Origin of the sequence: uncultured Pontibacter sp., from assembly GCF_947492645.1 — a bacterium.
GTDB lineage: Bacteria > Bacteroidota > Bacteroidia > Cytophagales > Hymenobacteraceae > Pontibacter.
The window spans coordinates 38980-62264 of record NZ_CANLMZ010000009.1 but is presented as its reverse complement, the minus strand read 5'-3'; the positions used below and the strand labels follow the sequence as shown (position 1 = coordinate 62264).

At 44.8% G+C, this 23285-nt stretch carries 21 protein-coding genes and 1 other RNA gene; 8 read left to right on the top strand and 14 right to left on the bottom strand.

Features of this window, described 5'->3' with window-relative positions; all coding sequences use genetic code 11:
- Window positions 1-135: 135 nt before the first annotated feature.
- Together Q1A23_RS14345 and Q1A23_RS14340 are read left to right on the top strand one after the other, a co-directional pair.
- Window positions 136-1521: a polysaccharide deacetylase family protein gene (locus Q1A23_RS14345; RefSeq protein ID WP_299824482.1), complete on the top strand. Its 1386-nt coding sequence runs from the start codon at window positions 136-138 to the stop codon at window positions 1519-1521.
- A gap of 161 nt (window positions 1522-1682) precedes the next feature.
- Window positions 1683-3173 carry an oligosaccharide flippase family protein gene (locus Q1A23_RS14340; protein ID WP_299824480.1) on the top strand — a complete coding sequence of 497 codons (1491 nt, stop codon included), beginning with the start codon at window positions 1683-1685 and terminating at the stop codon, window positions 3171-3173.
- On the opposite strand, the gene Q1A23_RS14335 is transcribed toward Q1A23_RS14340, so the two are convergent.
- From Q1A23_RS14335 to ffs, 6 genes are all read right to left on the bottom strand, one after another.
- Complete coding sequence (locus Q1A23_RS14335) at window positions 3168-4208, bottom strand: Gfo/Idh/MocA family oxidoreductase (protein WP_299824478.1); 1041 nt, start codon at window positions 4206-4208, stop codon at window positions 3168-3170. The two genes, Q1A23_RS14340 and Q1A23_RS14335, sit on opposite strands and share 6 nt — an antisense overlap.
- Window positions 4201-5337, bottom strand: a complete 1137-nt coding sequence (locus Q1A23_RS14330) for a DegT/DnrJ/EryC1/StrS family aminotransferase (RefSeq protein WP_299824476.1) — start codon at window positions 5335-5337, stop codon at window positions 4201-4203. Before Q1A23_RS14330 ends, Q1A23_RS14335 begins: the two co-directional genes overlap by 8 nt.
- A gap of 405 nt (window positions 5338-5742) precedes the next feature.
- On the bottom strand, window positions 5743-6453 hold the full coding sequence (locus Q1A23_RS14325) for an ATP-binding cassette domain-containing protein (RefSeq protein WP_299824474.1): 711 nt from the start codon (window positions 6451-6453) through the stop codon (window positions 5743-5745).
- Between the two features lie 7 nt (window positions 6454-6460).
- Complete coding sequence (locus Q1A23_RS14320) at window positions 6461-6664, bottom strand: fructose-6-phosphate aldolase (RefSeq protein WP_299824472.1); 204 nt, start codon at window positions 6662-6664, stop codon at window positions 6461-6463.
- Window positions 6665-6752: 88 nt separating this feature from the next.
- Window positions 6753-7409, bottom strand: coding sequence for a fructose-6-phosphate aldolase (gene fsa, locus Q1A23_RS14315; RefSeq protein ID WP_299824471.1), 657 nt, complete (start codon window positions 7407-7409; stop codon window positions 6753-6755).
- A 112-nt stretch (window positions 7410-7521) separates the two neighbouring features.
- An RNA gene (gene ffs, locus Q1A23_RS14310) (signal recognition particle sRNA small type) lies at window positions 7522-7619 on the bottom strand.
- Window positions 7620-7943: 324 nt separating this feature from the next.
- Between ffs and guaA the strand changes: the two genes are divergently transcribed.
- The 5 genes from guaA (at window position 7944) to Q1A23_RS14285 (ending at window position 13848) form a co-directional block, all read left to right on the top strand.
- Window positions 7944-9473 carry a glutamine-hydrolyzing GMP synthase gene (gene guaA / locus Q1A23_RS14305; protein WP_299824893.1) on the top strand — a complete coding sequence of 510 codons (1530 nt, stop codon included), beginning with the start codon at window positions 7944-7946 and terminating at the stop codon, window positions 9471-9473.
- A gap of 98 nt (window positions 9474-9571) precedes the next feature.
- Window positions 9572-11269 (top strand): ABC transporter substrate-binding protein, encoded by a 1698-nt coding sequence (locus tag Q1A23_RS14300; RefSeq protein ID WP_299824469.1) that lies wholly within the window; start codon window positions 9572-9574, stop codon window positions 11267-11269.
- Window positions 11270-11293: 24 nt separating this feature from the next.
- Window positions 11294-12589 carry a glutamate-1-semialdehyde 2,1-aminomutase gene (gene hemL / locus Q1A23_RS14295; RefSeq protein ID WP_299824467.1) on the top strand — a complete coding sequence of 432 codons (1296 nt, stop codon included), beginning with the start codon at window positions 11294-11296 and terminating at the stop codon, window positions 12587-12589.
- 75 nt (window positions 12590-12664) lie between these two features.
- Window positions 12665-13201, top strand: a complete 537-nt coding sequence (gene dcd, locus Q1A23_RS14290; protein WP_299824465.1) for a dCTP deaminase — start codon at window positions 12665-12667, stop codon at window positions 13199-13201.
- Window positions 13202-13377: 176 nt separating this feature from the next.
- Complete coding sequence (locus Q1A23_RS14285) at window positions 13378-13848, top strand: hypothetical protein (RefSeq protein ID WP_299824463.1); 471 nt, start codon at window positions 13378-13380, stop codon at window positions 13846-13848.
- Window positions 13849-13923: 75 nt separating this feature from the next.
- Here Q1A23_RS14285 and gldC read toward each other — a convergent pair whose 3' ends face one another.
- Window positions 13924-14265 carry a gliding motility protein GldC gene (gldC, locus tag Q1A23_RS14280; RefSeq protein WP_299824461.1) on the bottom strand — a complete coding sequence of 114 codons (342 nt, stop codon included), beginning with the start codon at window positions 14263-14265 and terminating at the stop codon, window positions 13924-13926.
- A 76-nt stretch (window positions 14266-14341) separates the two neighbouring features.
- Between gldC and Q1A23_RS14275 the strand changes: the two genes are divergently transcribed.
- Window positions 14342-15382 carry a hypothetical protein gene (locus Q1A23_RS14275; RefSeq protein ID WP_299824459.1) on the top strand — a complete coding sequence of 347 codons (1041 nt, stop codon included), beginning with the start codon at window positions 14342-14344 and terminating at the stop codon, window positions 15380-15382.
- Here the strand turns inward: Q1A23_RS14275 and Q1A23_RS14270 are convergent.
- From Q1A23_RS14270 to Q1A23_RS14240, 7 genes are all read right to left on the bottom strand, one after another.
- Window positions 15379-16704 carry a HAMP domain-containing sensor histidine kinase gene (locus tag Q1A23_RS14270; RefSeq protein ID WP_299824457.1) on the bottom strand — a complete coding sequence of 442 codons (1326 nt, stop codon included), beginning with the start codon at window positions 16702-16704 and terminating at the stop codon, window positions 15379-15381. The genes Q1A23_RS14275 and Q1A23_RS14270 overlap by 4 nt on opposite strands.
- A gap of 165 nt (window positions 16705-16869) precedes the next feature.
- Window positions 16870-17994: a DNA polymerase III subunit beta gene (gene dnaN, locus Q1A23_RS14265; RefSeq protein WP_299824455.1), complete on the bottom strand. Its 1125-nt coding sequence runs from the start codon at window positions 17992-17994 to the stop codon at window positions 16870-16872.
- Window positions 17995-18099: 105 nt separating this feature from the next.
- Window positions 18100-19791: a gliding motility-associated ABC transporter substrate-binding protein GldG gene (gene gldG, locus Q1A23_RS14260; protein WP_299824453.1), complete on the bottom strand. Its 1692-nt coding sequence runs from the start codon at window positions 19789-19791 to the stop codon at window positions 18100-18102.
- Window positions 19785-20513: a gliding motility-associated ABC transporter permease subunit GldF gene (gene gldF, locus Q1A23_RS14255; RefSeq protein WP_299824451.1), complete on the bottom strand. Its 729-nt coding sequence runs from the start codon at window positions 20511-20513 to the stop codon at window positions 19785-19787. The genes gldG and gldF overlap by 7 nt, the downstream gene beginning before the upstream one ends.
- Before the next feature lie 72 nt (window positions 20514-20585).
- Window positions 20586-21500 carry a gliding motility-associated ABC transporter ATP-binding subunit GldA gene (gldA, locus tag Q1A23_RS14250; protein WP_299824449.1) on the bottom strand — a complete coding sequence of 305 codons (915 nt, stop codon included), beginning with the start codon at window positions 21498-21500 and terminating at the stop codon, window positions 20586-20588.
- Between the two features lie 171 nt (window positions 21501-21671).
- Entirely contained in the window at window positions 21672-22379 is a 708-nt protein-coding gene (locus Q1A23_RS14245; RefSeq protein WP_299824447.1) for an SDR family oxidoreductase, read from the bottom strand.
- Between the two features lie 146 nt (window positions 22380-22525).
- Window positions 22526-23233, bottom strand: a complete 708-nt coding sequence (locus Q1A23_RS14240) for an SDR family oxidoreductase (protein WP_299824445.1) — start codon at window positions 23231-23233, stop codon at window positions 22526-22528.
- Between the last annotated feature and the right edge of the window lie 52 nt (window positions 23234-23285).

The following is a 23285-nucleotide window of genomic DNA, read 5'->3' as shown; positions in this document are numbered from 1 at the left end:
AATCTATAGGTTGCATTTACGTTATCACAACGGATGGCCCGCACAACGTGTGCCTGCCGGATTTTATTTTTATCACCCAAAGAGCAGCCGGACACAAAAAACATATAAAGGCTGGCTCGAAGTCATAAAATAACTTTGTATCAACAAGATTACGTCCTCAAGCACTTTTACCTGCTCTTCCCGAAAGCGAAAAGCCTGGAAATTTATTACAGCTCCTCAGAAGATATTGTACACAAAAGCCGGGTAAGTATAAAAAAGTACACGGGAGGCTTTTTTGAGCAGAAGAGGCCACGTCCGCAGCAGGTAATTTGGCGCGAGTGGAAGGGAGAGAAAATTCCATTTTTCTTTGATGCTGACAACGAACAGGAACTGGTTACATACCACGCAGACGGCACGGCAAGTATAAATTACGACATAATTGCGTCTGCTTTTTACCTGCTAAGCGGCTGGCAGGAATACTATGGCCCTGAACGGGATAAGTTCAGGCGTTATACTTATAAAGCCAGCGTGCAGGCAAAGTATAACTTCATAACCAAACCGGTTGTTAATTATTACTTTGATATACTGAAGTCGGTATTAGAGCGTGTGCACCAGAAAGACCTTAGCCACAGCCTATGGGGGCAGCAAACTTTTGCCACCTGCCTCACCAGCGACATAGACCGGCTGCACAGCGCCTGGCGCGCCGCAGGGAAACAAGCCTTTAAAGCAACAGATTTTAAAAATGCAGCTGCCTTGCTGGCACGTAAAGCCATAGGCAAGGACGCCTGGGACAATGTTTCGGAAGTAACTGCAGTAGCCGAAAAGTATGGCGCCAAAGCAACGCTTTTCTTCCTGCCCAGCAATCAATTTTACAACGGCTACCCAAATGCAGATTATGATATTACCAAACCTCGCTACCAGAAGCTGATACAGGGTGTAGCAGAGTCTGGGCATGAGGTGGCGCTGCATGGCAGCTTTGGCACGTCTAACGATCTGGTGCAGTTAAAGTCAGACCAGCGTAGGCTGCCGGTACAAGTAAAGGGCAATCGCTTTCACTACCTTTGCTATCAACCCGAAAACACAGAACAGGTGCTGCAGCAAAGTAAACTGCAATACGACTCAAGCCTTGGCTTTTCGGAGCATTTTGGTTTCCGGAATTCGTTCTGCCACCCTTTCTACCCTTTCGATTTTAATACTCGCAAAGCAGCCAGCTTTCTGGAGTTGCCGCTTGTACTCATGGATACTACACTCTACAGTATACACTATCTTGGTTTGAAGTCTGACAAAGCTTTGGCGGCAATAAGCCCTGTAGTGGATGAAGTCGTTAAATTCGGTGGTTTATTCACGCTGCTGTGGCACAACGAAAACTTTTCGAGCTACTCCGAGTACCCCGTGGAGAAGGGCGCTCCAAGCTGGCGGCAGGTGCTGGAGCAAGTCCTGACAAAACTTAGAGACGAAGGCACTTCCTTTTTGACCTGCGCAGAAGCCGCTGAGAAAATAAGGGAGCAGGAGAAAACGGAAAAAGGTAAGACTGGAGCATAATATCATTTTGCGGCCTGGATTTAAGATATCACCATAACTATATTTTCCTTTTTGCTTACAAACGCTGATTATATCATTTCCCCATACCCAAAATATACTTTACATCTAAAATTATCCCATAACTCTAAACTTTTAGCTTACTTGCGCTTTACAATTAGCCAATGAGTAAAACATTACAGCGCGAGGGCATCTGGAATACCGTCATTTCCTATGCCGGAATCCTGATTGGATATGTAAACACGATCATTCTCTTTCCTAACTTTCTGGATGAGGAAGAGGTGGGCCTCACGCGTTTAATCATTTCCATTTCTATGATGTTTGCGCAGTTCTCGGCCCTTGGCTTTGTGAACATGAGCGTGCGCTATTTTCCGTACTTCCGGAACAAAGAGCAAAAGCACCATGGTTTTCTTTTCCTGTTGCTATCTGTGCCCATGCTGGGCTTTGCCGTAGTTAGTGGGCTTTTCCTGCTGTTTAAGCCGGTGGTAATGGATTATTACGATGATGAAGGAAGTCGTCTTCTGATTGACTACTACTACTACATCATCCCGCTGTCGCTTTTTACGCTGCTGTTTAACCTGTTCACTGCGTACCTGCGCTCACTTTTCAAAACAATTGTTTCTTCGTTTGTGCAGGAGTTTCTGCTCCGGGTTCTTACCACACTCCTGATTTCGGTTTATGCTTTAGGCTGGCTGGATTTTCACCAGTTTGTACAGTTGTATATTGGCATTAACTCAGCTATTGCGCTGGTGCTGGTGGTTTATACTATGTGGCTGAAGCAATTATTTATACTTCCGGACTGGTCTGGGCTCAAAAAAATACCCTTTCGCGAAATGCTCTACTATGGTTTTTTCACGTTTATGGGTAATATTTCTGTTACCATCATCACTACCGTAGACCAAGTGATGATAGGCTCCTACAGCCTGAGCGACAACGGCATTTACACAACGGCCTTTTTCATGACTAGCGCCATAATGGTTCCTGCCCGTGCCATTTTCAAGATCGCTTTCCCGCAAGTAGCGGAATACTGGAAAGAGCAGAATATGGTGAAGATGGAGCGGCTCTACAAGCAAATTACTGTCATCAACATGATTGTTGGGTTGCTCCTTTTTGTAGGCATCTGGGCTAATATTGATAATCTCTTCTCATTTATGCCAGAAACTTACAGGGCTGGCAAATATGTAGTGCTGTTCTTGTCGATGGCACGCATCATAGACCTGGCAACGGGCATCAACGGCATTATACTGGCTACTTCGGATAAGTACAGGTGGGATTTGCTGTTTAACGTTGTGCTGGCCGGCCTCACCATCTGGACAAACTATATTTTTATTCCAATTTATGGTATAGAAGGTGCAGCTATGGCATCTATGATTTCTTATGTGGCCATAAACCTGGCACGCTTGTTCTTTGTGCAATGGGTATACAAAATTCAGCCTTTTGCATGGAGCTCGCTTACCATTACTATAATTGCTGGTGTAGCACTTGGCGCATCTTACTTGCTGCCCTTTCTAGGTAATGTATTTTTAGATATACTGGTTCGCTCTGCTCTGATCATATCCATTTACGGTGGACTTATGACGGGGCTGAAAGTATACCCTGAAATGAATGACTGGTTGAAGAAGATTGTATACAGCGCTACAGGCTGGGAATTATAATCTGACAGAAGAAGCTTTCAATTCATACATTCGCTCAATCATCCTTACCACCCGTAACCCATCCTGCGCGTTGGTAGTGGCACTTGTCTGCTCACGCAAAGTCGAGATTACATTCTCAAACACAAACTGGTGGTTAGCAGCACTTCCGGTATAGTTCCCATAGTTGTTTGCTGGAAGGCAAGGCTTTAAATTAGGCAAAGTATAATTGCGGATATCACAGTATTCAACGCTGTTCATGTACTGCCCTCCTACTTTTACCGTTCCGTTTTCAGCAATAATAGTGATGCTGCTTTCCAGGTTCTGCGAGTGCACAGCGGTTGTAAAGTTGAATGTACAAAAGCCTCCATTCTCAAACTCAAACTGTAAGTATCCACTATCCTCGAACTCTGTTAAAGCGATGTGGTTATAGTTTTTAAACTGTCCGCTCACATTTTGGATATCACCGAAAAGCCAGTACAGCATATCAACAAAATGGCTAAACTGCGTAAAGAGCGTGCCACCATCTTTAGCAGCCACCCCACGCCAGCCACCTGTAGTGTAGTAGCGTTCGTCGCGGTTCCAGAAGCAGTTTACCTGTACATGGTATACTTGCCCCAGCACACCACTCTGCACCACCTCCTTAAGCCACACCGCCGGCGGACTGTACCGGTTCTGCATCACACAAAATATGTGTCGGTTTGCAGCATCTGCTGCTGCAATCATTTCCTGGCAATGCGTTGCTTCCAGCGCCATTGGCTTTTCGCAGACAACGTGCAGCCCATATGCCAATGCCTGAAGCGTGTGCGGATGGTGCAGGTAATTAGGCGTACAAACGCAAAGCACATCAGCAGCTATACCCGAAAGTATAAACTCATCTAAACTGGTATATCGCGGTATACCAGCAAAATCATCTTCTGTAGAGAACCCCTCCCGGCTGTCTATCAAGGCTACTAATTCAGCACCAGGATTTTCAGAAATTAGCTGTGCGTGCCGATAACCGATATGCCCCACTCCTATAACCGCAAACCTAACTTCAGGTGTAGAAATCTCAGCCATGGTTCTTCACGAAATCTAGCACGTGCTGGCAGATATATGTCAGTTGGTCCTCTTTCAGTTCAGAATGCATCGGCAGCGACAACACACTTTGGCTCATCAACTCAGACACAGGAAAATCACCGGATTTAAAACCCAGGTAAGTATAGGCTTGCTGCAAATGGAGAGGCTCCGGGTAATAAACCATACTTGGTATATGGTTATCGCGAAGGTAGGCTTTAAGCTCATCACGCAGCGCAGGTGCTACTGTAATAGTATACTGGTGATATACATGGGAACTGCGGCTTGAGCGATGTGGTGCCTGTACGGCAGAAGTTTCGGCAAAGGCATTGTCGTAGAAACGGGCAATCTCCTGCCTGGCATTATTATACGCATCCACATACTTTATCTTCACGTCCAGCATAGCTGCCTGTAACGTATCGAGCCGTGAGTTTACGCCAATGGTAGAGAATTTATACTTTTCAGACTGTCCATGATTGGCTATTTTACGGATTACTTCTGCCAGCGAATCATCGTTTGTAAACACAGCCCCACCATCGCCCATGCCACCTAATGGTTTACTCGGAAAAAACGAAGTAGTGCCGATATGCCCCATTGTACCCAGTTTCACCTCATGCTCATCTGGTTGCACATAAACAGCCCCTAACGACTGGGCGTTATCTTCAATTACGTATAGCTTATACTCCTGTGCAATTTCCATTATTTCCTGCATGGCAGCTCCCTGGCCAAACAAGTGCACAGGAATAATAGCTGCTGTAGCGGGAGTAATAACCTTTTTAACCGATTCGGGATCAATAGTAAAAGTATCCGGCAGCACATCGGCAAATACAGGTTTTAAACCCAGCAACGCCACTACCTCCGCCCCCGACACATAGTTGAATGATGGTACAATCACCTCGGCTCCAGCTGGGAGTTGCAGCGCCATTAAAGCTATTTGCAGCGCATCGGTTCCGTTAGCACAGGGTATGGCATGGCGCACCTGCAGGTACTCTTCCAGGCTGCGGGCAAAGTTTGAAACCTGAGGCCCATTAATAAACTCCATACTTTCCATCACGGCACTAAAAGCAGCATCCAACTCAGGTTTGAGCTTGGCATATTGTGCTTTCAGGTCCACCATCTTAATGTCTTCCATGCAGGTAAATTATAACTGATGAGGTGTATAACAAAGATAAGTAAAGCTTTTAATGTTACAGAGTGAATATACCGATTCGCATTAACAATTGGGCGCAGGCATACTTCTTTTATGTTTGCCTTTCCATCAAAAAAACTGTAACTGCTCAGCAAATTCTACATCCATTAAGCTAAGCCTGCAATATAAACCCCATAAGAAAAACTGAGGCAACAGAATCGTGTCAGTAGTGGAGGGAATACTTTAAAGCCTGGTTATCAAAAAGTTATTTATAAACGAGGTGCTTAGTTGCCGACAGATGATTCGGGATGTATAACACTTGCTGGCTCTATGTAAGGGAGCTTTTAGTAAGGCGCTTGCAGCATTCCTCATAGCTTTCATACTTGATCACAAACAGGAATTGATCCCTTAGTAACCATTCGTTAACGAAAACTGCTCTACTTTTGAATCAAGCACTTTCCCGTTTTCGCATTTAAGGACGCGTTTCGGGTAGCGGTTTATAATTTCGTAATTATGGGTGGCCATAAGTATGGCGGTGCCGCTGTTGTTGATCTCCTCGAAAAGCTTCATAATGCCATCGGCCACCATGGGATCCAGGTTACCGGTTGGCTCATCTGCAAAAAGTATAACAGGCTCGTTTAGCAAGGCACGGGCAATTACAATGCGCTGCTGCTCCCCCCCCGATAGCTGGTGTGGCATTTTATTAGCGGCGGCATCCAAACCAACGCGCATCAAAACTTCCGAAATACGCTGCTTTACTCTTGATTTGTCTTTCCAGCCGGTTGCACGTAGCACAAAACTTAAGTTATCTGCAACTGTCCTGTCAAACAAAAGCTGGAAGTCTTGGAAGATGATGCCGATTTTACGACGGAGGTATGGTACTTGCTTTTTGGGAAGATCAGATATTTTAAAATCTGCTACAGCCGCTGAACCAGACAGCAGAGGCAGGTCGGCGTAAAGGGTTTTAAGCAATGAACTTTTCCCGCTTCCTGTGCGCCCCACCAGATACACGAACTCCCCTTTTTCAATGTCGAAATTAACGTTGCTTAAAATGGTGTTTACATCTTGGTAAATAGCGACTTCGCGGAGCGAAACCACAGGGGAAGTAGAAAAATTCATATAAGGATTAAATCTCTAATTTCTGAAGCTTGCCGAACTCAAGGGAATCGATCAGCGCAGCTAGCGCATCTTCCTTTCCATCCAAACCATACCGGTCCAGGTTCTTAAGTGGTCTGTCAGCTCTAAAGTAAGCAATTAGCACAAAATTATCATCACGGAGCTGTATATAATCCGGAATCTTGGCTTTGCCTTTTACTTTTATAATATACATGATCAGAATTGTAAATGAAGGATGACTAACAAAATGATGCAAAAAGCTTACGCTTATATAGCTCTGTCAATCATCCTTCATTAATTCATTACTTATTGCCTTTTGCGTGGTCAGCCAGGAACTGGGCCAAGCCACTATCCGTTAGCGGGTGCTTCAGCAAACCAGTTATAACCTTAAGCGGGCAAGTTACTACGTCTGCTCCAAGCTCAGCGCATTGCACTAAGTGCATTACATGGCGAACAGAAGCTGCCAATACCTGCGTTTGATAACCGTAGTTGCCATAAATATGCACGATCTGCTCAATCAGCTGTAAACCATCTGTAGACACATCATCCAAACGCCCGATGAACGGAGACACGTAAGTTGCGCCTGCCTTAGCAGCCAGCAACGCCTGGCCGGCAGAGAACACTAGTGTACAGTTTGTTTTGATGCCTTTCTCGCTGAAATAACGGATAGCTTTAACACCATCTTTTATCATCGGCACCTTTACAACTATGTTAGGATGCAGCTCAGCCAAAAGCTCGCCTTCGCGCACCATACCTTCAAAATCAGTTGCAATTACTTCTGCGCTGATGTCACCATCCACTATCTCGCAGATTTGCTTGTAGTGCGACATTACGCTATCATGGCCAAAAATACCCTCTTTCGCCATAAGCGATGGGTTAGTAGTTACGCCATCTAAAACGCCTAAGTCGTGCGCTTCCTGAATTTCCTGCAAGTTTGCAGTATCGATAAAGAATTTCATAATGCTGAAGTGTAGTAGATTATGCCTACAAATCTAACGCATTAATTGTGAATCCGGAAGGTAATGGTTGGAAATTTACTTGGGAGGGATACCGTTGGGGTATGGGCAAAAAAAAGTGGCAAACCGAACATCGCGCCGCTCAACCACCTACCCTTGCTACCTTCCGGTCCTGGGGGAGTTCAGCAGGAGCTGGCCGTGCCGATTTGCCGTTACAAAAGTACAAACAATTCCATTCAATGCAAATGGAAACAAATATTATGTTTGATAAAAGCCTGAAATTTGCGTTTTGTAATTGATCGTCAGGAAGAAAAATTTTGGGTGCTGGATAGAAAATGCCTGAATAAGAAGTATAAATCTACTGGGTTGTACGCTAATGTAAGAGAAACCTAAGACAGCAAAACAAGAGAAAGAAATACACAAAGTAAGAAAAACTGAAGAGATATGCATAGCCTTCTCCCCCGCCAGCAACAGCAAGAAAATAATCAAATAACAGAATCTATTGGCAAATACTATAAAACAGCCTTACCTTTGCGCATGCCAGAAAAAATTCTCATCCTCGACTTTGGCTCCCAATACACCCAACTAATTGCCAGAAGGGTGCGCGAGCTAAATGTATATTGCGAAATATACCCCTACAATAATGTGCCAGCACTCACCGAAGACGTTATGGGCGTTATCTTTTCAGGTAGCCCTTGCTCGGTACGCGACCAGGAACACCCAACCATAGACTTAAACCAGTTTTTAGGTAAAGTTCCGGTGCTTGGTGTGTGCTATGGCGCCCAGCTGATGGCGCAGGAATTAGGCGGTGAAGTTACACCATCCACTATACGAGAGTACGGCCGCGCCCGCATCAGCGAGCTGCACAATTCCGACAGGCTGCTGAAAGAAATTACTTTAGGCTCTGTGGTGTGGATGTCGCATGGCGATACCATAAAGGAAGTACCAGCTAACATGGAAGTAATTGCCAGTACAGAGAGTGTGCGCGTGGCTGCTTACAAACTGCGCGACCAGGAAACCTATGGTATTCAGTTTCACCCGGAAGTAACACACTCTGAAGAAGGCAAAACATTGTTGCGCAACTTCGTGGTGCATATCTGCGGATGCCAGCAAGACTGGACCTCTGAGCAATTTATTGAGGCTACCGTAGCCGACCTGCAACAGCAGTTAGGTAACGATAAAGTAGTACTTGGCTTATCAGGTGGCGTAGATTCTAGTGTGGCGGCCATGCTGATACACCAGGCCATAGGTAAAAATCTGTACTGCATTTTTGTAGACAACGGCCTGCTGCGCAAAGGCGAGTTTGAGCAGGTGCTTGATTCTTACCAGCACATGGGGCTGAATGTAAAGGGCGTTGATGCTAAAGATAAATTTTATACTGCGCTGGCCGGTTTAACAGACCCTGAACAGAAGCGCAAGGCGATTGGAAGGGTATTTATTGAAGTGTTTGATGAGGAGTCGCACCAAATAGAGGATGTGAAGTGGCTGGCACAGGGCACCATCTACCCCGACGTAATCGAATCCATGAGCGTAAAGGGGCCTTCTGCCACCATAAAATCGCACCATAACGTAGGCGGCTTACCAGATTACATGAAATTGAAAGTAGTAGAGCCACTAAAGACCTTATTCAAGGATGAAGTGCGTTTAGTGGGCAGAGCGCTTAAAATAGATGAAACTATACTTGGCCGCCACCCATTCCCGGGTCCGGGCCTTGCCATACGTATACTTGGCGATGTTACGGCAGAGAAAGTAAACATACTGCAGCAAGTAGATCACATATTCATCAACAACCTTAAAAAAGACGGACTGTATGATGAGGTATGGCAAGCAGGTGCTATACTTACACCGCTGCAATCGGTTGGGGTAATGGGTGATGAGCGCACCTACGAAAACGTGGTAGCTTTACGTGCTGTAACAAGTATAGATGGCATGACGGCTGACTGGAGCCGTTTACCGTATGAGTTTCTGGCGGATGTCTCTAACGAAATCATCAACAAAGTAAAAGGCGTTAACCGAGTGGTTTACGACATCAGCTCAAAACCACCCGCTACTATCGAATGGGAATAGTTTTCTAAACTAAAGTATATGACACAAGACACAGGACTTTCGTACTTTTGCTGAAAGTTCTGTGTCTTGCGTTTTATAGGCACTTATATCAAAACAAGATGGGAAACTTCAGAAATATTATTGCGTGTTTTTTGTTTACAGGCTTAGTCAGTATGCAGGCTCAAGCCCAAACGCAAGATCCGGCTACAACATACAACAACGGCAAAATACTGCTGCAACAGCAAAAGTTTGACCAGGCAATGGCAGAACTTCAACCGTTAACGGCCAGCACATCTGCCTACGCACAAGAAGCTTCCTATTTTTATGCATTAGCTGCGCTTAAAGGCCATAAACCAAAAGAGGCTTATGCCATGTTGCTGCAGCTGCAAAACCAGTACCCGAACTGGGCCGGCATGAACGATGCAGATTACCTGTTGGCTAATGTATTGTTTGAGCAAGGCGATTATGAGCGTGCCCTCAGCAAATTGCAGGAGCTACAGGGCACACCCCTTGCAACTGACGCTGAAGGTCTTAAACGCTACTACTTAAACAGCCTGAACGACAGAGCAGCCTTTGAAGCATTGCTACAGCGCAATCAAAACGATAAGGTTGTTGCTCAGGCTTTTGCTGATAAGCTAATTGGTGGCTGGTACCGCCCACACGACAGGCAAACACTAGAAAATATCGTGAGCCGCCATAAGCTGGACCGTAACCGCTATCTAAGCAAAGATGCGCTTCGCAGCCAGAGCTTTAATGTGGCCTTGCTCCTGCCCTTCCAGTTAAACCAGGACTACCAGCAAACTGCCCGAAAAAATCAGTTCGTTACGGATATGTATGCAGGCATTAAACTAGCTCAGGACTCTCTACAGAAACAGGGCATTGCTGTCAACTTGTATACTTACGACATCGGCGCCGATACCATGGGTGTAAAACGTGTGCTTAACCTGCCAGAAATGAAGCAGATGGACTTACTTGTTGGTCCTATCTATAAATCTACGGCAAAGGTAGCAGCCCGTTTTGCTGCACAAAATGGCATCAATGTTATCAATCCTTTGTCTCAGGACATAGAGATGGTACGCGGTAATACCAATGCATTCTTGTTTGAGTCTTCTGTGGCCACGCAAGCGAGGCAGGCTGCCACTTACGCTTACCAGAATTTCTCTCCGAAATCAGCTGTTATACTCTTTGAGAACGCTAAAGAAGACACCACCTTCTCTTATTACTACCGCCAGCATTTTATCAAGCTCGGTGGCAAGGTTAAAACTTATCGTAAAATTAACTCTAGCCAGGCCACAGCAACGGCAACATTATTCAAAGGCCTGAATTTAGAGGAAGTAGGCCATATGGCGGTTTTCTCCGATAAAATGACAGCTGCCGTAAATACAACAAGCCTTATACAGGGCAAAGCACCGCAAATGCCCATTGTTACTTATGACAAGTGGCTGGATATTAGCCAAATTTCGCTACGCCAGCTTGATAACCTCGAAGTATACTTCATCAGCCCGAAATATGTAAACAAGCAGAACCCAGGCAGCGAGTGGTTCCGCAGAAATTACGTGAGCAAGTATAACATGGCACCTTCTACGTTTGCATATACTGGTTTTGAGATGATGTATTACTTTGGCCAGCTGCTCCAGCACTATGGCCCTCAGTTTAACCAGCAACTGCTTAGCACAAGTATAAAACCTGGTGTGTTATACTCTGGTTTTGGTTACATCGACCCAAGTTCCAGAAACGATGCGCGCCAAGACAACCAGTACGTACCTATCACTAAACTTGAAAACCTGGAGTTAACAGTTGTGAACCCGGTTTTTTAGAAAATCTAAATTGACATTATCCATATGACACAAGCACCAATCAGCAACGAGTTATTCCATCGTGCCCAAAATAGTATACCAGGAGGCGTAAACTCTCCGGTTAGAGCATTTAAAGCCGTAGGTGGCAACCCAAGATTTATGGTATCAGCAAACGGGGCCTACATGCTTGACGAGGATGGCAACCGCTATATTGATTTTATAAATTCATGGGGACCAATGATTTTGGGGCATGCTGCCGAGGTGGTACAGGAGGCGGTGCAAAAAGCGATTCCTAACTCATTGTCTTTTGGAGCTCCTACCCGCAAAGAGATTGAGATTGCCGAGCTTATTGTGAGCATGGTACCAAGTATAGAGAAAGTACGCATGGTAAACTCTGGCACAGAGGCAACTATGTCGGCGATACGTGTGGCTCGTGGCTATACTGGCCGCGATAAAATAATTAAGTTTGAAGGGTGCTACCACGGTCATGGCGATTCATTTCTGATTTCAGCTGGAAGTGGTGCCATAACCTTAGGTGTTCCGGATAGCCCGGGTGTAACCAAAGGTACCGCCAACGATACACTAACAGCTCCATATAACAACCTGGATGCCGTTAAAATGCTGGCAGAAGCAAACAAAGGCCAGATTGCAGCCATTATTCTTGAGCCTGTGGCTGGCAACATGGGTTTAGTTACTCCAGCAGAGGGCTTTCTGCAAGGGCTACGCGATTTGTGTGACCAGGAAGGGATAATACTTATTTTTGATGAAGTAATGACCGGATTCCGCTTAGCAGCTGGTGGTGCTCAGGAATTATACGGCGTAACTCCAGACATGAGCACACTCGGTAAGATTATCGGTGGCGGCATGCCAGTAGGTGCTTATGGTGGCAAAAAAGAGATTATGGATTATGTGGCTCCCGCAGGTCCGGTTTACCAGGCAGGTACACTCTCAGGCAACCCGATTGCGATGGCAGCAGGCATGGCAATGCTTACTTATCTCAAAGAGCACCCGGAAGTATACACGCAGCTTAACCAGATTACTGAAAAGATGGTGAGTGGCATGCAACAAAACATGCAGCAACTAGGTGTTAACTATACAATCAACCGCGTGGGTTCTATGTTCAGTATCTTCTTTACAGAGCAGCCTGTCTCTGATTTCGAAAGTGCCAAAACATCAGATACTGCACTTTTCGGCCGCTACTTCAACGCCATGCTGCAGAAAGGCGTTTACCTTGCCCCTTCTCAGTACGAAGCGTTGTTTGTTTCAACAGCCATCACAGAAAGTATAGCTGATGAATACATAAAGGCCAATTTAGAGGCACTAAAGGAGGCGCTGCAATAAGCTACAAAAAACCTAAAAGTCAAGTACATCCTGTGGCTTGATTTACTTACATTTACGTTGCATTTTATTACCCTTATGATATTAACAGACAGACAAATTTTAGAGGAAATGGAGAGCGGCAACATTCTCGTGGAACCGTTTAACCGCGCCTGCCTCGGCACCAACTCCTATGATGTGCACTTGGGACGTTATTTAGCTACCTATAAAGATGAGGTACTGGATGCGCGCAAGCACAATGAGATTGAAACGTTTGAAATCCCTGAAGAAGGATTTGTACTGCAACCGGGCCGTTTATACTTAGGTGTTACCCTGGAATATACCGAAACGCATGCGCATGTGCCTTTTCTAGAGGGAAAATCAAGTGTGGGCCGTTTAGGTATAGATATACATGCTACAGCGGGCAAAGGTGATGTAGGTTTTTGCAATACCTGGACACTTGAGATATCTGTTTCGCAGCCAGTACGCGTATACTATAGTATGCCTATCGGGCAATTGATTTACTTTGAAGTAAAAGGCGGTATCGATAATTATTATAACAAGAAGCAGAACGCTAAGTATAACAAACGCACCATTACTCCAGTAGAGTCTATGATGTGGATGAACGAGTGGTAAACTCAGAAAATTATTTAGAAAAAGGCTGATTTATTCTTGTAAATCAGCCTTTTTGGCATCATATGTGCACTAAATAAGGTGAAAGCATTTTTTTACACTCTCAGGAATTATTAAAAAGTTTAGGGCGTTGTAAAGAATCGGGAAACAAACTTAGAACTATAGAAAAAGAAAAAATTATGAAGAAGCTACTGGTAATGACTTGTATGATGTTTGGATGTGCATTTACAGCTGCAGCGAATGGCGACACAAAACCTGCTGTTAAGAAAACATCCAAAGTTGATAAAAAAGTAGCTCTTGTGGCCGAGCAGAGAGCAAATCATCTGTCGAACAAAATGATTATTGATTTAGGCCTGAACAACTACCAGTCACGCAAGATCAGAGAAATAAATAACGAAGTTGTCGCCAAGAAACTTGCCGTTGAAACAGAGTTTGCAGGTAACCAAGCTGTTATTGATAAAAAATGCGAAGAGATTTGCAACGTTAGAGATATTGAACTTGAAAGTGTGTTAAGCACAAGACAGTATAACGAATATTTTGGTGCCCGTAAGGTTTATAACCAAGCCGAGCAGGAGTTTATGGCTAGCTTAGACGTGCAGGATAATGCAACCGCAGCAACTGAAACACCTGTTGCTGTTACGCTTAACTAAGAAAATACTACCTCTATAAAAGCAGAAAGGCCCCATTTTTGGGGCCTTTCTGCTTTTATAGAGGTAGCTTTATACTTAAGAGTCACCTTTTTGCTGCTGCTCTTCAATATGTTGCATTAACTCTTCACAAAGCGTCCGCATTTTTTGAGCCATTACGCTATCGCTGGTTGCTGTAGCTATACTTTGCGCCATAGCCCCAATAGTATCCACATAAAAATACTTCATTTCATCTACAGGCATATCCTTTGTCCAAAGGTCTATTTTCATGGTACCCGCCTGGTCACGGTCCCAAAGCGAAATGTTGATGGCTTTAGCAAAGTGGATTTTCTCTCCTGCATCTGTGGCTCTCCAGCTAATAGCTTCAGGTATTTTGTTTTCGTCTAAAGCAATGCTGAAGTATATCTCTGATTTCTTCATTTTCTAGGTTTTTAAACTTTATACTATATATATCTCGTACTATGCTTGAAAACATATAGAGGTACAAAGTTACGCGATGCGCCACGGAATAAAAACACTATTACTTATTTTTACCCTTAGCACCTTTATAGGGTGTTCCAGGGTACTTGCACCCTCATCAGGAAAGCTACACACTATTGCGTTTTATAACACGCAAAACCTGTTTGACACTATAGACGACCCCACTAAAGACGATGAAGACTTTACCCCGAAAGGTGCAATGAAGTGGGACCAGGAAAAGTATAACCGTAAGATACAAAAGCTAGCCAGCGCCATAGCCACCATCGGGAACAGCAAAGGTCCTGCTTTTATAGGACTGACAGAGGTAGAGAACGCTTTAGTTTTACAAGACCTCATAAAGACACCGCAACTCCGTAAAATGAAGTATGCGTATATTCATTTTGAGACTGACGACACACAGGGTCTGGACCTGGCCGTACTATATAAGCCGGGTGTCTTTAAATTGGAAACACAGCAAAGTATAAAAGTAGACTATGGCGCAAACAGTACTGCCAAGGATATACTGCAGGTAAACGGAACTGTACAGGGCATACCGCTCACTATCTTCGTAAACCATTGGCCTGCCCGCGCCGCTGCCCGCCGTAGCACCCAGGACGATGCCAGGCAAGTGGCTGCCGCAACAAAGCTGCGCAAAGAAATAAACGCCATACAAGCTTCAGATCCTGATGCAAACATTGTTGTTATCGGCGACTTCGATGCTGAACCACGCACGAATGTGATGCAAAAGCATTTGCTTGCAACCGGAAGGCCAAACCCATACTACAATGAAGAACTTTTTAATACCTTTTTTATGCATTATGTAAATGGCTTAGGCAGTTATTACAGCCGTGGCGACTTTAAAATGCTAGACCAGATACTTGTATCCAAATCATTGATCGCAGGCAAAGGCCTTGAATATGTACGCGGCTCTGCCAACATACATGACCCTGAGGAGCTGAAGTTTCTTTATGGAAAGTATAAAAACACGCCGCTGCCTACGTTTTCGGGAAACACCTATTTTGGAGGAGCCAGCGATCACTTCCCTATTTATATTAAAGTAAGAAAAGCGAAACGCTAGTGGCAGGCAGGTAATGTCAGGTTAAAGGTGGTGCCTTTATTCTCGTCACTCTCAACTGTGATACTGCCCTTATGCTGCTCTACCAGCCGCTGCACGATATTTAACCCCAACCCTACTGACTTTTCGCCACGTATGCCATGTCGTCCGGCCCGGGAGAAAGCGTTAAACAGGTGCGGCTTAAGTTCCTGAGGTATACCAATCCCATCGTCTGATATCTGCAACAGAAACTCTTTATCTTTCTGGCTGAGTTTAATACTGATACGGCCGTTTTCCTTTGTAAATTTTACTGCATTAGATAACAGGTTATCCAACACGCGCTTAAACTTATCGGAGTTTATACTTGCATAGGCTGGCATCGGCAGAGCCATGAACTCCAACTGGCGGCTGTCTTTCAGTTGCTCTTTCCATTCCTGGTATTCCTGCTCCACAATGAGGTTCAGGTTTGTTTTCTCCAGGGGGTAATGTTCTTCCTGATCTACCCTAGCCATGTCCAGCAAATCGTTAATGATAGCTTTTGAGTTCTGGCAGCTTTTCTGAATCATGGCATAGTATTTAGCCATTTCTTCTTTGTTGAGTTCTTTTACCTGCATCAGGTTTACAAGCATCTCAATGTTAGAAAAAGGCCCGCGAAGGTCGTGCGCCACAATACCCAGAATTTTTGTTTTAGCTTTGCTTACGTCTTCCAGAGCAGCGTTCTTCTCCTCTATCTGCTTTAGCTGCATAAAATGGTTTACCCTGAATGTATAATTCAAGCGTGTAAGCAGGAAAAAGAATATGAGTAAGAAAACAGAACCCGTTTGGTTTCCAATCAGCTGCGCATCCGAGAGGTTTAAAAACAGAACGCCAATGGCAAACGTGAGCCCTACCAGAAAAACAAGCGCAACTACTTCCCTTAACTCCATTACCCAAAGCAATGCCACAAGTATAAGCCCCATCAGGTACATTGTCATGTTATTGATAGGGTTGCCTTGGTTGGCCACAGACATTAAAAGGCAGGTAACAGCAAATACAAAGCTGTAAGCCAGGTTAATGTACCTGAAGTATGAATGTGTTTTTGGTAATCCCCGCTTTAGCAGGAAATAGATAGCAGACAAAGCGAGAGTAGCCGAAGCAGCATAACTTAAATAGGCCACACGAAACAAAGCTGCACCCGGAAATTTATCGGCGTAATCAAAAATGGCATTACTGCCCAGAACTGTTAAAGAAATGCTTAACCAGATGATAGCCATCATGCGGGTGCATTTCAGGTTATGCGGCTGGTAAAAATCTTTGAACGCAACTGCATAGGCAGCAGGCGCGGACCTGAATAAGTATAATTGCATCAAATAAATGCTGTAAAAACAATGCAAATGTACGAATCAGTTATAATACTTTACATATCAGTCATCTACTTAATTTTATACAGCTAACCTGATTTAATTTTTCAAATAACTGCAATAAAAAAGGTGAGCTTGTAGGCTCACCTTTTTATTTATACTTTATACTTATTAAACGTAGTTGTTAAGCATTACCGGCATCACCAGCATCAGCACACTCTCGTTTTCCTCGTTTACGATCGGCATTAGCAAACCTGCACGGTTTGGCGTAGAAAGCTCAAATGTGATCTCATCAGAGTCGATGTTATTAAGCATTTCCATCAGGAATTTAGCGTTGAAGCCAATTTCCATATCCTCTCCTTCGTACTGGCAGGTAAGGCGCTCGTTTGCTTCGTTCGAAAAGTCTAAATCCTCAGCTGATACCTGCAGCTCAGAACCTGAAAGCTTCAGGCGAATCTGGTGCGTGGTTTTGTTTGAGTAAATAGAAATACGCTTTACAGAGCTTAGCAGGTCCTGGCGGTCAATTACCAGCTTGTTTGGGTTCTGTACCGGAATAACGTTCTCGTAGTCTGGGTAGCGCTCATCAATCAAACGGCATATCATACGGATATTGTCGAAGCTGAAAAAGGCATTGGATTGGTTAAACTCTACTTTTACAGCAGTAGCCTCTGATGGCAACGTAGACTTTAACAGCATGAATGCTTTACGCGGAATGATCAGCGAAGCTTCCTGGCTTGTAGTGATATCAGAGCGGCGGAAACGCAGCAAACGGTGACCATCGGTGGCTACAAAGGTAACATTATCGCTGCGCAGCTGCACAAAGATACCCGTCATGGCAGGGCGAAGCTCGTCGTTGCTTACCGCAAAGATCGTCTTGTTGATAGCTCTGCCTAACACATTAGATGGTATCTCGATAGCGCTTGCTCCCTGCACAACCGGTACACGAGGGAAATCAGTAGCATTCTCGCCAGATAGCTTGTAACGGCCATTAGAAGAGCTGATCTCGATGGTGTACGTCTCCTCGTCAATTGTGAAAGTAACGGGTTGGTCCGGTAGGTTTTTCAGCGTTTCGAGTAAGATTTTAGCAGGAGCGGCTATGCGGCCGTTTTCTTTCGCTTCCACATGCAGCTGCGTGATCATGGATGTTTCCAGGTCGCTTGCTGTAATGGTTAACGTGCTGTCGTTTATCTCGAAAAGGAAATTTTCCAGGATTGGCACCACAGGGTTATTGGTTACCACACCGTTTATACTTGATAATTGCTTTAGAAGAGCAGAAGAGGAGACGATAAATTTCATTATTCTATCTATAATGTTATTTGGACAAAGTTATAAATAAATCGCATTTATACTATCAACTAATATAGTGTTTTGGCTGTATTTTATACGAAAAAGTTATATAATTTAAAACCGCTCATACTTGCGCTTGCGCAGGTAATACCGGCTTATACCGAAGAGCACGAGCAAGGCTATCGGAGCCACCAGGTTAAGCAATTGCCAGAAGCTTTTCTCCTCCTGCACGCGCACTTTATCCAATGGCCGAAGTTTTATTTCTTTGCTGCGTACGTTAATAAGGCCTCCGGAGTCTAACAAATAATGAATAGTATTCATGGCCAATTCTTTGTTAGCGAACTTCACATTGTTATAGCGGTCAAAGCCAAGCTCATAAGCCTGCCCGGTTCGTGGGTTTATTTCGTTGCGCACCAAATCCCCATCCGAGAAAATGGCAATTTTCGTGTTTACACCATTTTCTTTTACAACTGTTTCGGCGGCACCCTGTGGGGCACGGCGATTGCGGAACAACGATGTAAATTGACCTTCGAGCAAATAACCAACCGGCTGCTCCCCTGCCCCGTACTGTTCCGGGTTCACATCCATACGGGCCTCTTCTAATGTAACCGGCACAGGCGGCTCCAGCACCCTGGAGTATTTTGAAGTATAAACCAGCGGCGTTTTTCTGATGCCATCTGCCCTAACAGTATCAATGGTGCCTACAAACTTAGTATAAACGGCATCCAGGTTACGTGTAATCGGGTGTTTACTGAAGTTGTTGAGCAAGGGGTAAAAGCGCCAGTTAATCATCTCGGTTTGTGGGCGGTCTCCTGCATAGCCTGTTACCATAGGTATAAACCCTGAATTCAAATCCATGATCATCGTCGGGTTCAGGCGCACACCGTAGCGGAAAAGCAGGTCTTCCAGGTTTAAATTATAGGGTAGCGCAAACATCCCTCCTGCTCCTACGCTGTCCATATTGGCGTTTAAGGCATCTACAAAAAATACAGCTTTGCCACCATTCATAATAAACTGGTCAATTTTATACTTGTCCAGCTCTGTAAACTGATGTGTTGGCTTGGCAATAATGATCAGGTCGAGCCCCTTTAGTGTTGGTATCTGTGGCAAATCGCCTCGTGCAACTCGGTAGTACTCCTGCAGAGATCCCAGCAAATCGGTTACCTGCTGCATTTCCAGTTCGCCCTGCCCGGTAATGTAGCCTATTATCTTGTTGCCTGAAAAAGCCAGCTTACGCACACCAGTTGCCAGCTCAAACTCAACCCCCTCAACCGATTGGTTTAGGCGTTCGTCGGCAGAGGCTGCCAAATTGCCTTTCAGGAAATTAACTGCGGTTTCTTTGCCTTTATACTTGATGATAGCCCCCGGAAACACCAGACGCTCCACTTGTTTACCCTCTTCGGTAGCACGCAGGTTAGTAGGGTTTATGCCTTTCTGGGCCAGGTTCATGATAAACTCGTTGCGCTGCGTTTCGTCACTTATCTCGTTCGGGTCTATAAAATTATACCTTAGATTACCGCCCGCATAAATCCTGAATTCGTCCAGCGTCTCCTTTACCGATTGCTGCAGCCGCTTAAAGCCTGCCGGAAAATCGCCCTCCAGGTATACATCCACTACAACCTCATCGGGCAACTGCCCCAACATCTGCTTTGTAACTGGTGCAATAGTATAGCGTTTATCTTCCGTCAGGTCGAGGCGGAAGAAGAAGTTAGCTGCCAATACATTTAAAAGTATAATGCCTACAGCCCAGGCTGCGAATTTGAGCAGGTCGTTGTTCCGTTTGCTTTTGTTAGATGCTGCTACCATTTTCTGCTCTTTAATACAAGTGTAGTGGCCAGTATCATAATGGCGATAACGCTCACAAAGTATAACACATCCCGTGAATCGATCAGACCTTTGCTGATGGCAGTATAGTGGTAAGAGATACCCAACTGGCTTACCAGGTAGCCATACCTGCCCCACATCGGTATAGATGAGATCAGATCAAAACCGGTATAAATGATAAAGCACAGGAAAACAGCAATCACGAAAGAGATGATTTGATTACTGGATACAGAAGATGCAAACACACCGATGGCGCAGAACACACCCGCCAGAAATACAAGCCCTAGGTATGAGCCTACTACTGCAGCAGAATCCACGTTGCCTTTTGGGTTGCCTAACTCATAAACCGAGTAATAGTACAACAGCGTTGGCAACAAGGCAAAAAGCGCCAGTAACAGCGCTGCAAAGTATTTACCAAGTATAAGTTGCAGGTCAGAGATTGGTTTGGTTAAAAGCAGTTCAATGGTGCCTTCGCGCTTCTCCTCGGCAAACGTGCGCATGGTGATGGCAGGTATCAGGAAAAGGAAAACCCATGGTGCCATGTTAAACAGCGTCTGCATGTCAGCGAAGCCATAATCCAGCACGCTGCTCTCCGGAAACACCCACATAAACATGCCAATGGCTACCAGAAACACCGCTATCACGATGTACGCGATAAGCGAGTTAAGGAAGCCGTTAAATTCTTTTTTAAGTATAGCGAGCATTCTCTTTAATTATGAATCATGAATTATGAAAGAGTTTCTTTTGCCCCTTTCACAATTCGTAATTTAGAATTTCTAATTCTTCGTGAGTTGTTGGAATATCTTTTCAAGGGAGTTCTCCTCCTGCCGCAGCCCAACCAACGGCCAGTTATGCTCGGCGGCAATCCGGAACACATTAGAGCGTACGTCGGCTTCACGGCTTGAAGTGACGCGGTATGTGTTGCCCTGCGCCTGTTCTGCGCGTAACACCCCCGGAATCTGAGCGAGTAAACCTATTTCAATGGGCTGTTCAAACTCCACCAGCGTCACTTTTTCGTTCTTGCCTCCTGCTTGCAAACTTGCCACATCGCTATCTGCCACTAACTTACCCCGGTTAATTATCACTACCCTGTCGCAAATAGCGGTAACTTCCTGCATAATATGTGTTGAAAAGATAACCGTTTTGTTTTGTCCGATTTGCTTTATCAAGGCACGGATATCTACAATTTGGTTTGGGTCAAGGCCTGTAGTAGGCTCATCAAGTATAAGTACCTGTGGGTCGTGCACAAGGGCTTGCGCCAAGCCAACCCGCTGCCGGTATCCTTTCGATAAGGCTCCAATCTTCTTGCCCTGTTCCAGGGTTAAACCACACAGCTCCACCATCTCCTGCACCCGGGCTTTGGCATGTTTGCTTTTTAAACCATACACAGCTGCCACAAAAGCCAGGTACTCGTGCACGTACATGTCCAGGTAAAGCGGGTTGTGCTCTGGCAGGTAGCCCACGTTGCGCCGTACCTCTATGGGGTGCTGCACCACATCAAAGCCATTAACCACCACCGTACCGGCACTTGGAGGCAGGTAACAGGTCGCTATTTTCATGGTAGTGGACTTACCTGCACCGTTTGGCCCCAGGAACCCAAGTATCTGGCCTTGTTGCACCGCAAACGAGATATCATCCACAGCATGCTGTGTGCCGAAAATCTTTGTAAGGTTCTTTACTTCAACAGACAATTTTAGTTAAGGCTAATGATGAATGAAAATGTATACCAGGAACCCCGGTTATACTTTTATACTTGCCAACTGGCTTTAACAGCAGCAACAGTTATACTTTGATAATCTTCAAAATTTATCGTCAAAGGTACAAATATACCGCTTACCGTTAATTCTGCGCTTATTTAATCTTTAGTTCTTCGGTCGTTTTCCTTTTGGCATAAGCGGGCGAACTTCAATGTCTACATGGTGGTAGTTCGGGTGAGATTCCAGGGCATGCAGTATCGTTGAGGCAATGTCTTCGGGGCGCATCATGTTCTCGTTCACAGTTACACTTTCGATAGGGTCGAAGAAGTTAGTTTGCACCGAGCCAGGATAAATGCAGGTTACTTTAACGCCATAGTTGCGCACTTCTTTGTAAAGCGAATGAGAAAGTCCGCGTACTGCATGTTTTGTGGCGCAATAGCCAGCCATTTCCTCTATACCTGTTGTGCCCGCGATAGAAGATATGTTAATGATATGGCCTTCCTCCTGCTCTTTCATACCTGGCACCACTAAACGTGTGCAATAGAACATACCATGTACGTTGGTGTCAAACATCATATGCCAATCTTCCAGGCTTTGCTCCTCCAATGGTGCGGAATACCCTAGACCGGCATTGTTCACAAGTATGGCTACAGGGTTATTAAATATCTTGACAGTCTCGTTATAGGCGCGTTGCACGTCATCAACGTTCCGCACATCGCAAGGTATAAACTGGAAGTTATCGTGCTTCAATTCAGGTGACGTCCGGCTCCAGCCTGCAACTTTAGCCCCTTTTTCAAGTAATATTTGTACTGTTGCTAAACCTATCCCTTTACTTGCTCCTGTTACGATGGCTACTTTGCCTGCTAAATTCATGGTTGTTATACTTAGATTCTGACTGATTGTTAAACGGAGCGATCAAACTGCATTTTAAGTCAAATTATAAAACAGAGATTTTAGAGCCTGCTTATACTTTGCCTTACCCCATTCCACACAATTAATTTGTTTACGAGCTTCTTTTATTAAATGTCTCCTAACTGAGGCCTGATAAGAAGTTCTTCTACTACACTATTCTCTGAAATTATGTAAGCGTTGTGCACAGCCAGGGCAACATCCTCTGGTTTCATAAAACGCTCTGGAGGCAGATCCACACCTTCCCAGCTTGCAGTTAAAGTTGCACCCGGAAGTATGGCCGTTACACGAACGTTATGCTCCTTCGTCTCTTCCCGAAGCACTTTCGTCATGCCATACAAGGCATACTTGGATATACAGTAAGAGCCTCCGTTGGTATAGGGCGTTATACTTGCCGTTGAGCACATGTTAAAAATGTGGCCGGCGCGCCGGCTGATCATATCTCCTACAAATGCTTTGGTGATGTAATAGGCGCTATACAAGTTCGTGTTAATCATGAAAGGCAATGCTGAGTCATCTTCCTCGTGTATTTTACCAGGTATAAACAGGCCGCTGTTGTTCACCAGCACATCAATCTTCACTTTCAAGCTTTTCACGTACTTGATGAAGGCTTTTAATGAATCAGGTTGGCTAAGGTCGGCTTCGCGGTAAAATACTTTTGAGAAAGTATAACTCTGCTCTATCTCCAGCTTCAACTTTTGCAGTTCCTTTTCGTTTCGGGAACAGGTAATAATGTGGAATCCGTTTTTTGCAAACTGTTCGATTACAGCCCTGCCGATTCCCTTAGTGCCGCCTGTTACCAAAATGTATCGTTGCATAAATATGTGTCGTTTTATATGTTTTGCAATTTTAAACGTAATATAGCTATTA

What these genes read in the sequence shown, in the direction of transcription:
- Q1A23_RS14340 (WP_299824480.1), top strand. Translation starts at nt 1,683, where the DNA reads ATGAGTAAAACATTACAGCGCGAGGGCATCTGGAATACCGTCATTTCC.
- Q1A23_RS14335 (WP_299824478.1), bottom strand. Translation starts at nt 4,208, where the DNA reads ATGGCTGAGATTTCTACACCTGAAGTTAGGTTTGCGGTTATAGGAGTG.
- Q1A23_RS14330 (WP_299824476.1), bottom strand. Translation starts at nt 5,337, where the DNA reads ATGGAAGACATTAAGATGGTGGACCTGAAAGCACAATATGCCAAGCTC.
- Q1A23_RS14325 (WP_299824474.1), bottom strand. Translation starts at nt 6,453, where the DNA reads ATGAATTTTTCTACTTCCCCTGTGGTTTCGCTCCGCGAAGTCGCTATT.
- Q1A23_RS14320 (WP_299824472.1), bottom strand. Translation starts at nt 6,664, where the DNA reads ATGTATATTATAAAAGTAAAAGGCAAAGCCAAGATTCCGGATTATATA.
- fsa (WP_299824471.1), bottom strand. Translation starts at nt 7,409, where the DNA reads ATGAAATTCTTTATCGATACTGCAAACTTGCAGGAAATTCAGGAAGCG.
- guaA (WP_299824893.1), top strand. Translation starts at nt 7,944, where the DNA reads ATGCCAGAAAAAATTCTCATCCTCGACTTTGGCTCCCAATACACCCAA.
- Q1A23_RS14300 (WP_299824469.1), top strand. Translation starts at nt 9,572, where the DNA reads ATGGGAAACTTCAGAAATATTATTGCGTGTTTTTTGTTTACAGGCTTA.
- hemL (WP_299824467.1), top strand. Translation starts at nt 11,294, where the DNA reads ATGACACAAGCACCAATCAGCAACGAGTTATTCCATCGTGCCCAAAAT.
- dcd (WP_299824465.1), top strand. Translation starts at nt 12,665, where the DNA reads ATGATATTAACAGACAGACAAATTTTAGAGGAAATGGAGAGCGGCAAC.
- Q1A23_RS14285 (WP_299824463.1), top strand. Translation starts at nt 13,378, where the DNA reads ATGAAGAAGCTACTGGTAATGACTTGTATGATGTTTGGATGTGCATTT.
- gldC (WP_299824461.1), bottom strand. Translation starts at nt 14,265, where the DNA reads ATGAAGAAATCAGAGATATACTTCAGCATTGCTTTAGACGAAAACAAA.
- Q1A23_RS14275 (WP_299824459.1), top strand. Translation starts at nt 14,342, where the DNA reads ATGCGCCACGGAATAAAAACACTATTACTTATTTTTACCCTTAGCACC.
- Q1A23_RS14270 (WP_299824457.1), bottom strand. Translation starts at nt 16,704, where the DNA reads ATGCAATTATACTTATTCAGGTCCGCGCCTGCTGCCTATGCAGTTGCG.
- dnaN (WP_299824455.1), bottom strand. Translation starts at nt 17,994, where the DNA reads ATGAAATTTATCGTCTCCTCTTCTGCTCTTCTAAAGCAATTATCAAGT.
- gldG (WP_299824453.1), bottom strand. Translation starts at nt 19,791, where the DNA reads ATGGTAGCAGCATCTAACAAAAGCAAACGGAACAACGACCTGCTCAAA.
- gldF (WP_299824451.1), bottom strand. Translation starts at nt 20,513, where the DNA reads ATGCTCGCTATACTTAAAAAAGAATTTAACGGCTTCCTTAACTCGCTT.
- Q1A23_RS14245 (WP_299824447.1), bottom strand. Translation starts at nt 22,379, where the DNA reads ATGAATTTAGCAGGCAAAGTAGCCATCGTAACAGGAGCAAGTAAAGGG.
- Q1A23_RS14240 (WP_299824445.1), bottom strand. Translation starts at nt 23,233, where the DNA reads ATGCAACGATACATTTTGGTAACAGGCGGCACTAAGGGAATCGGCAGG.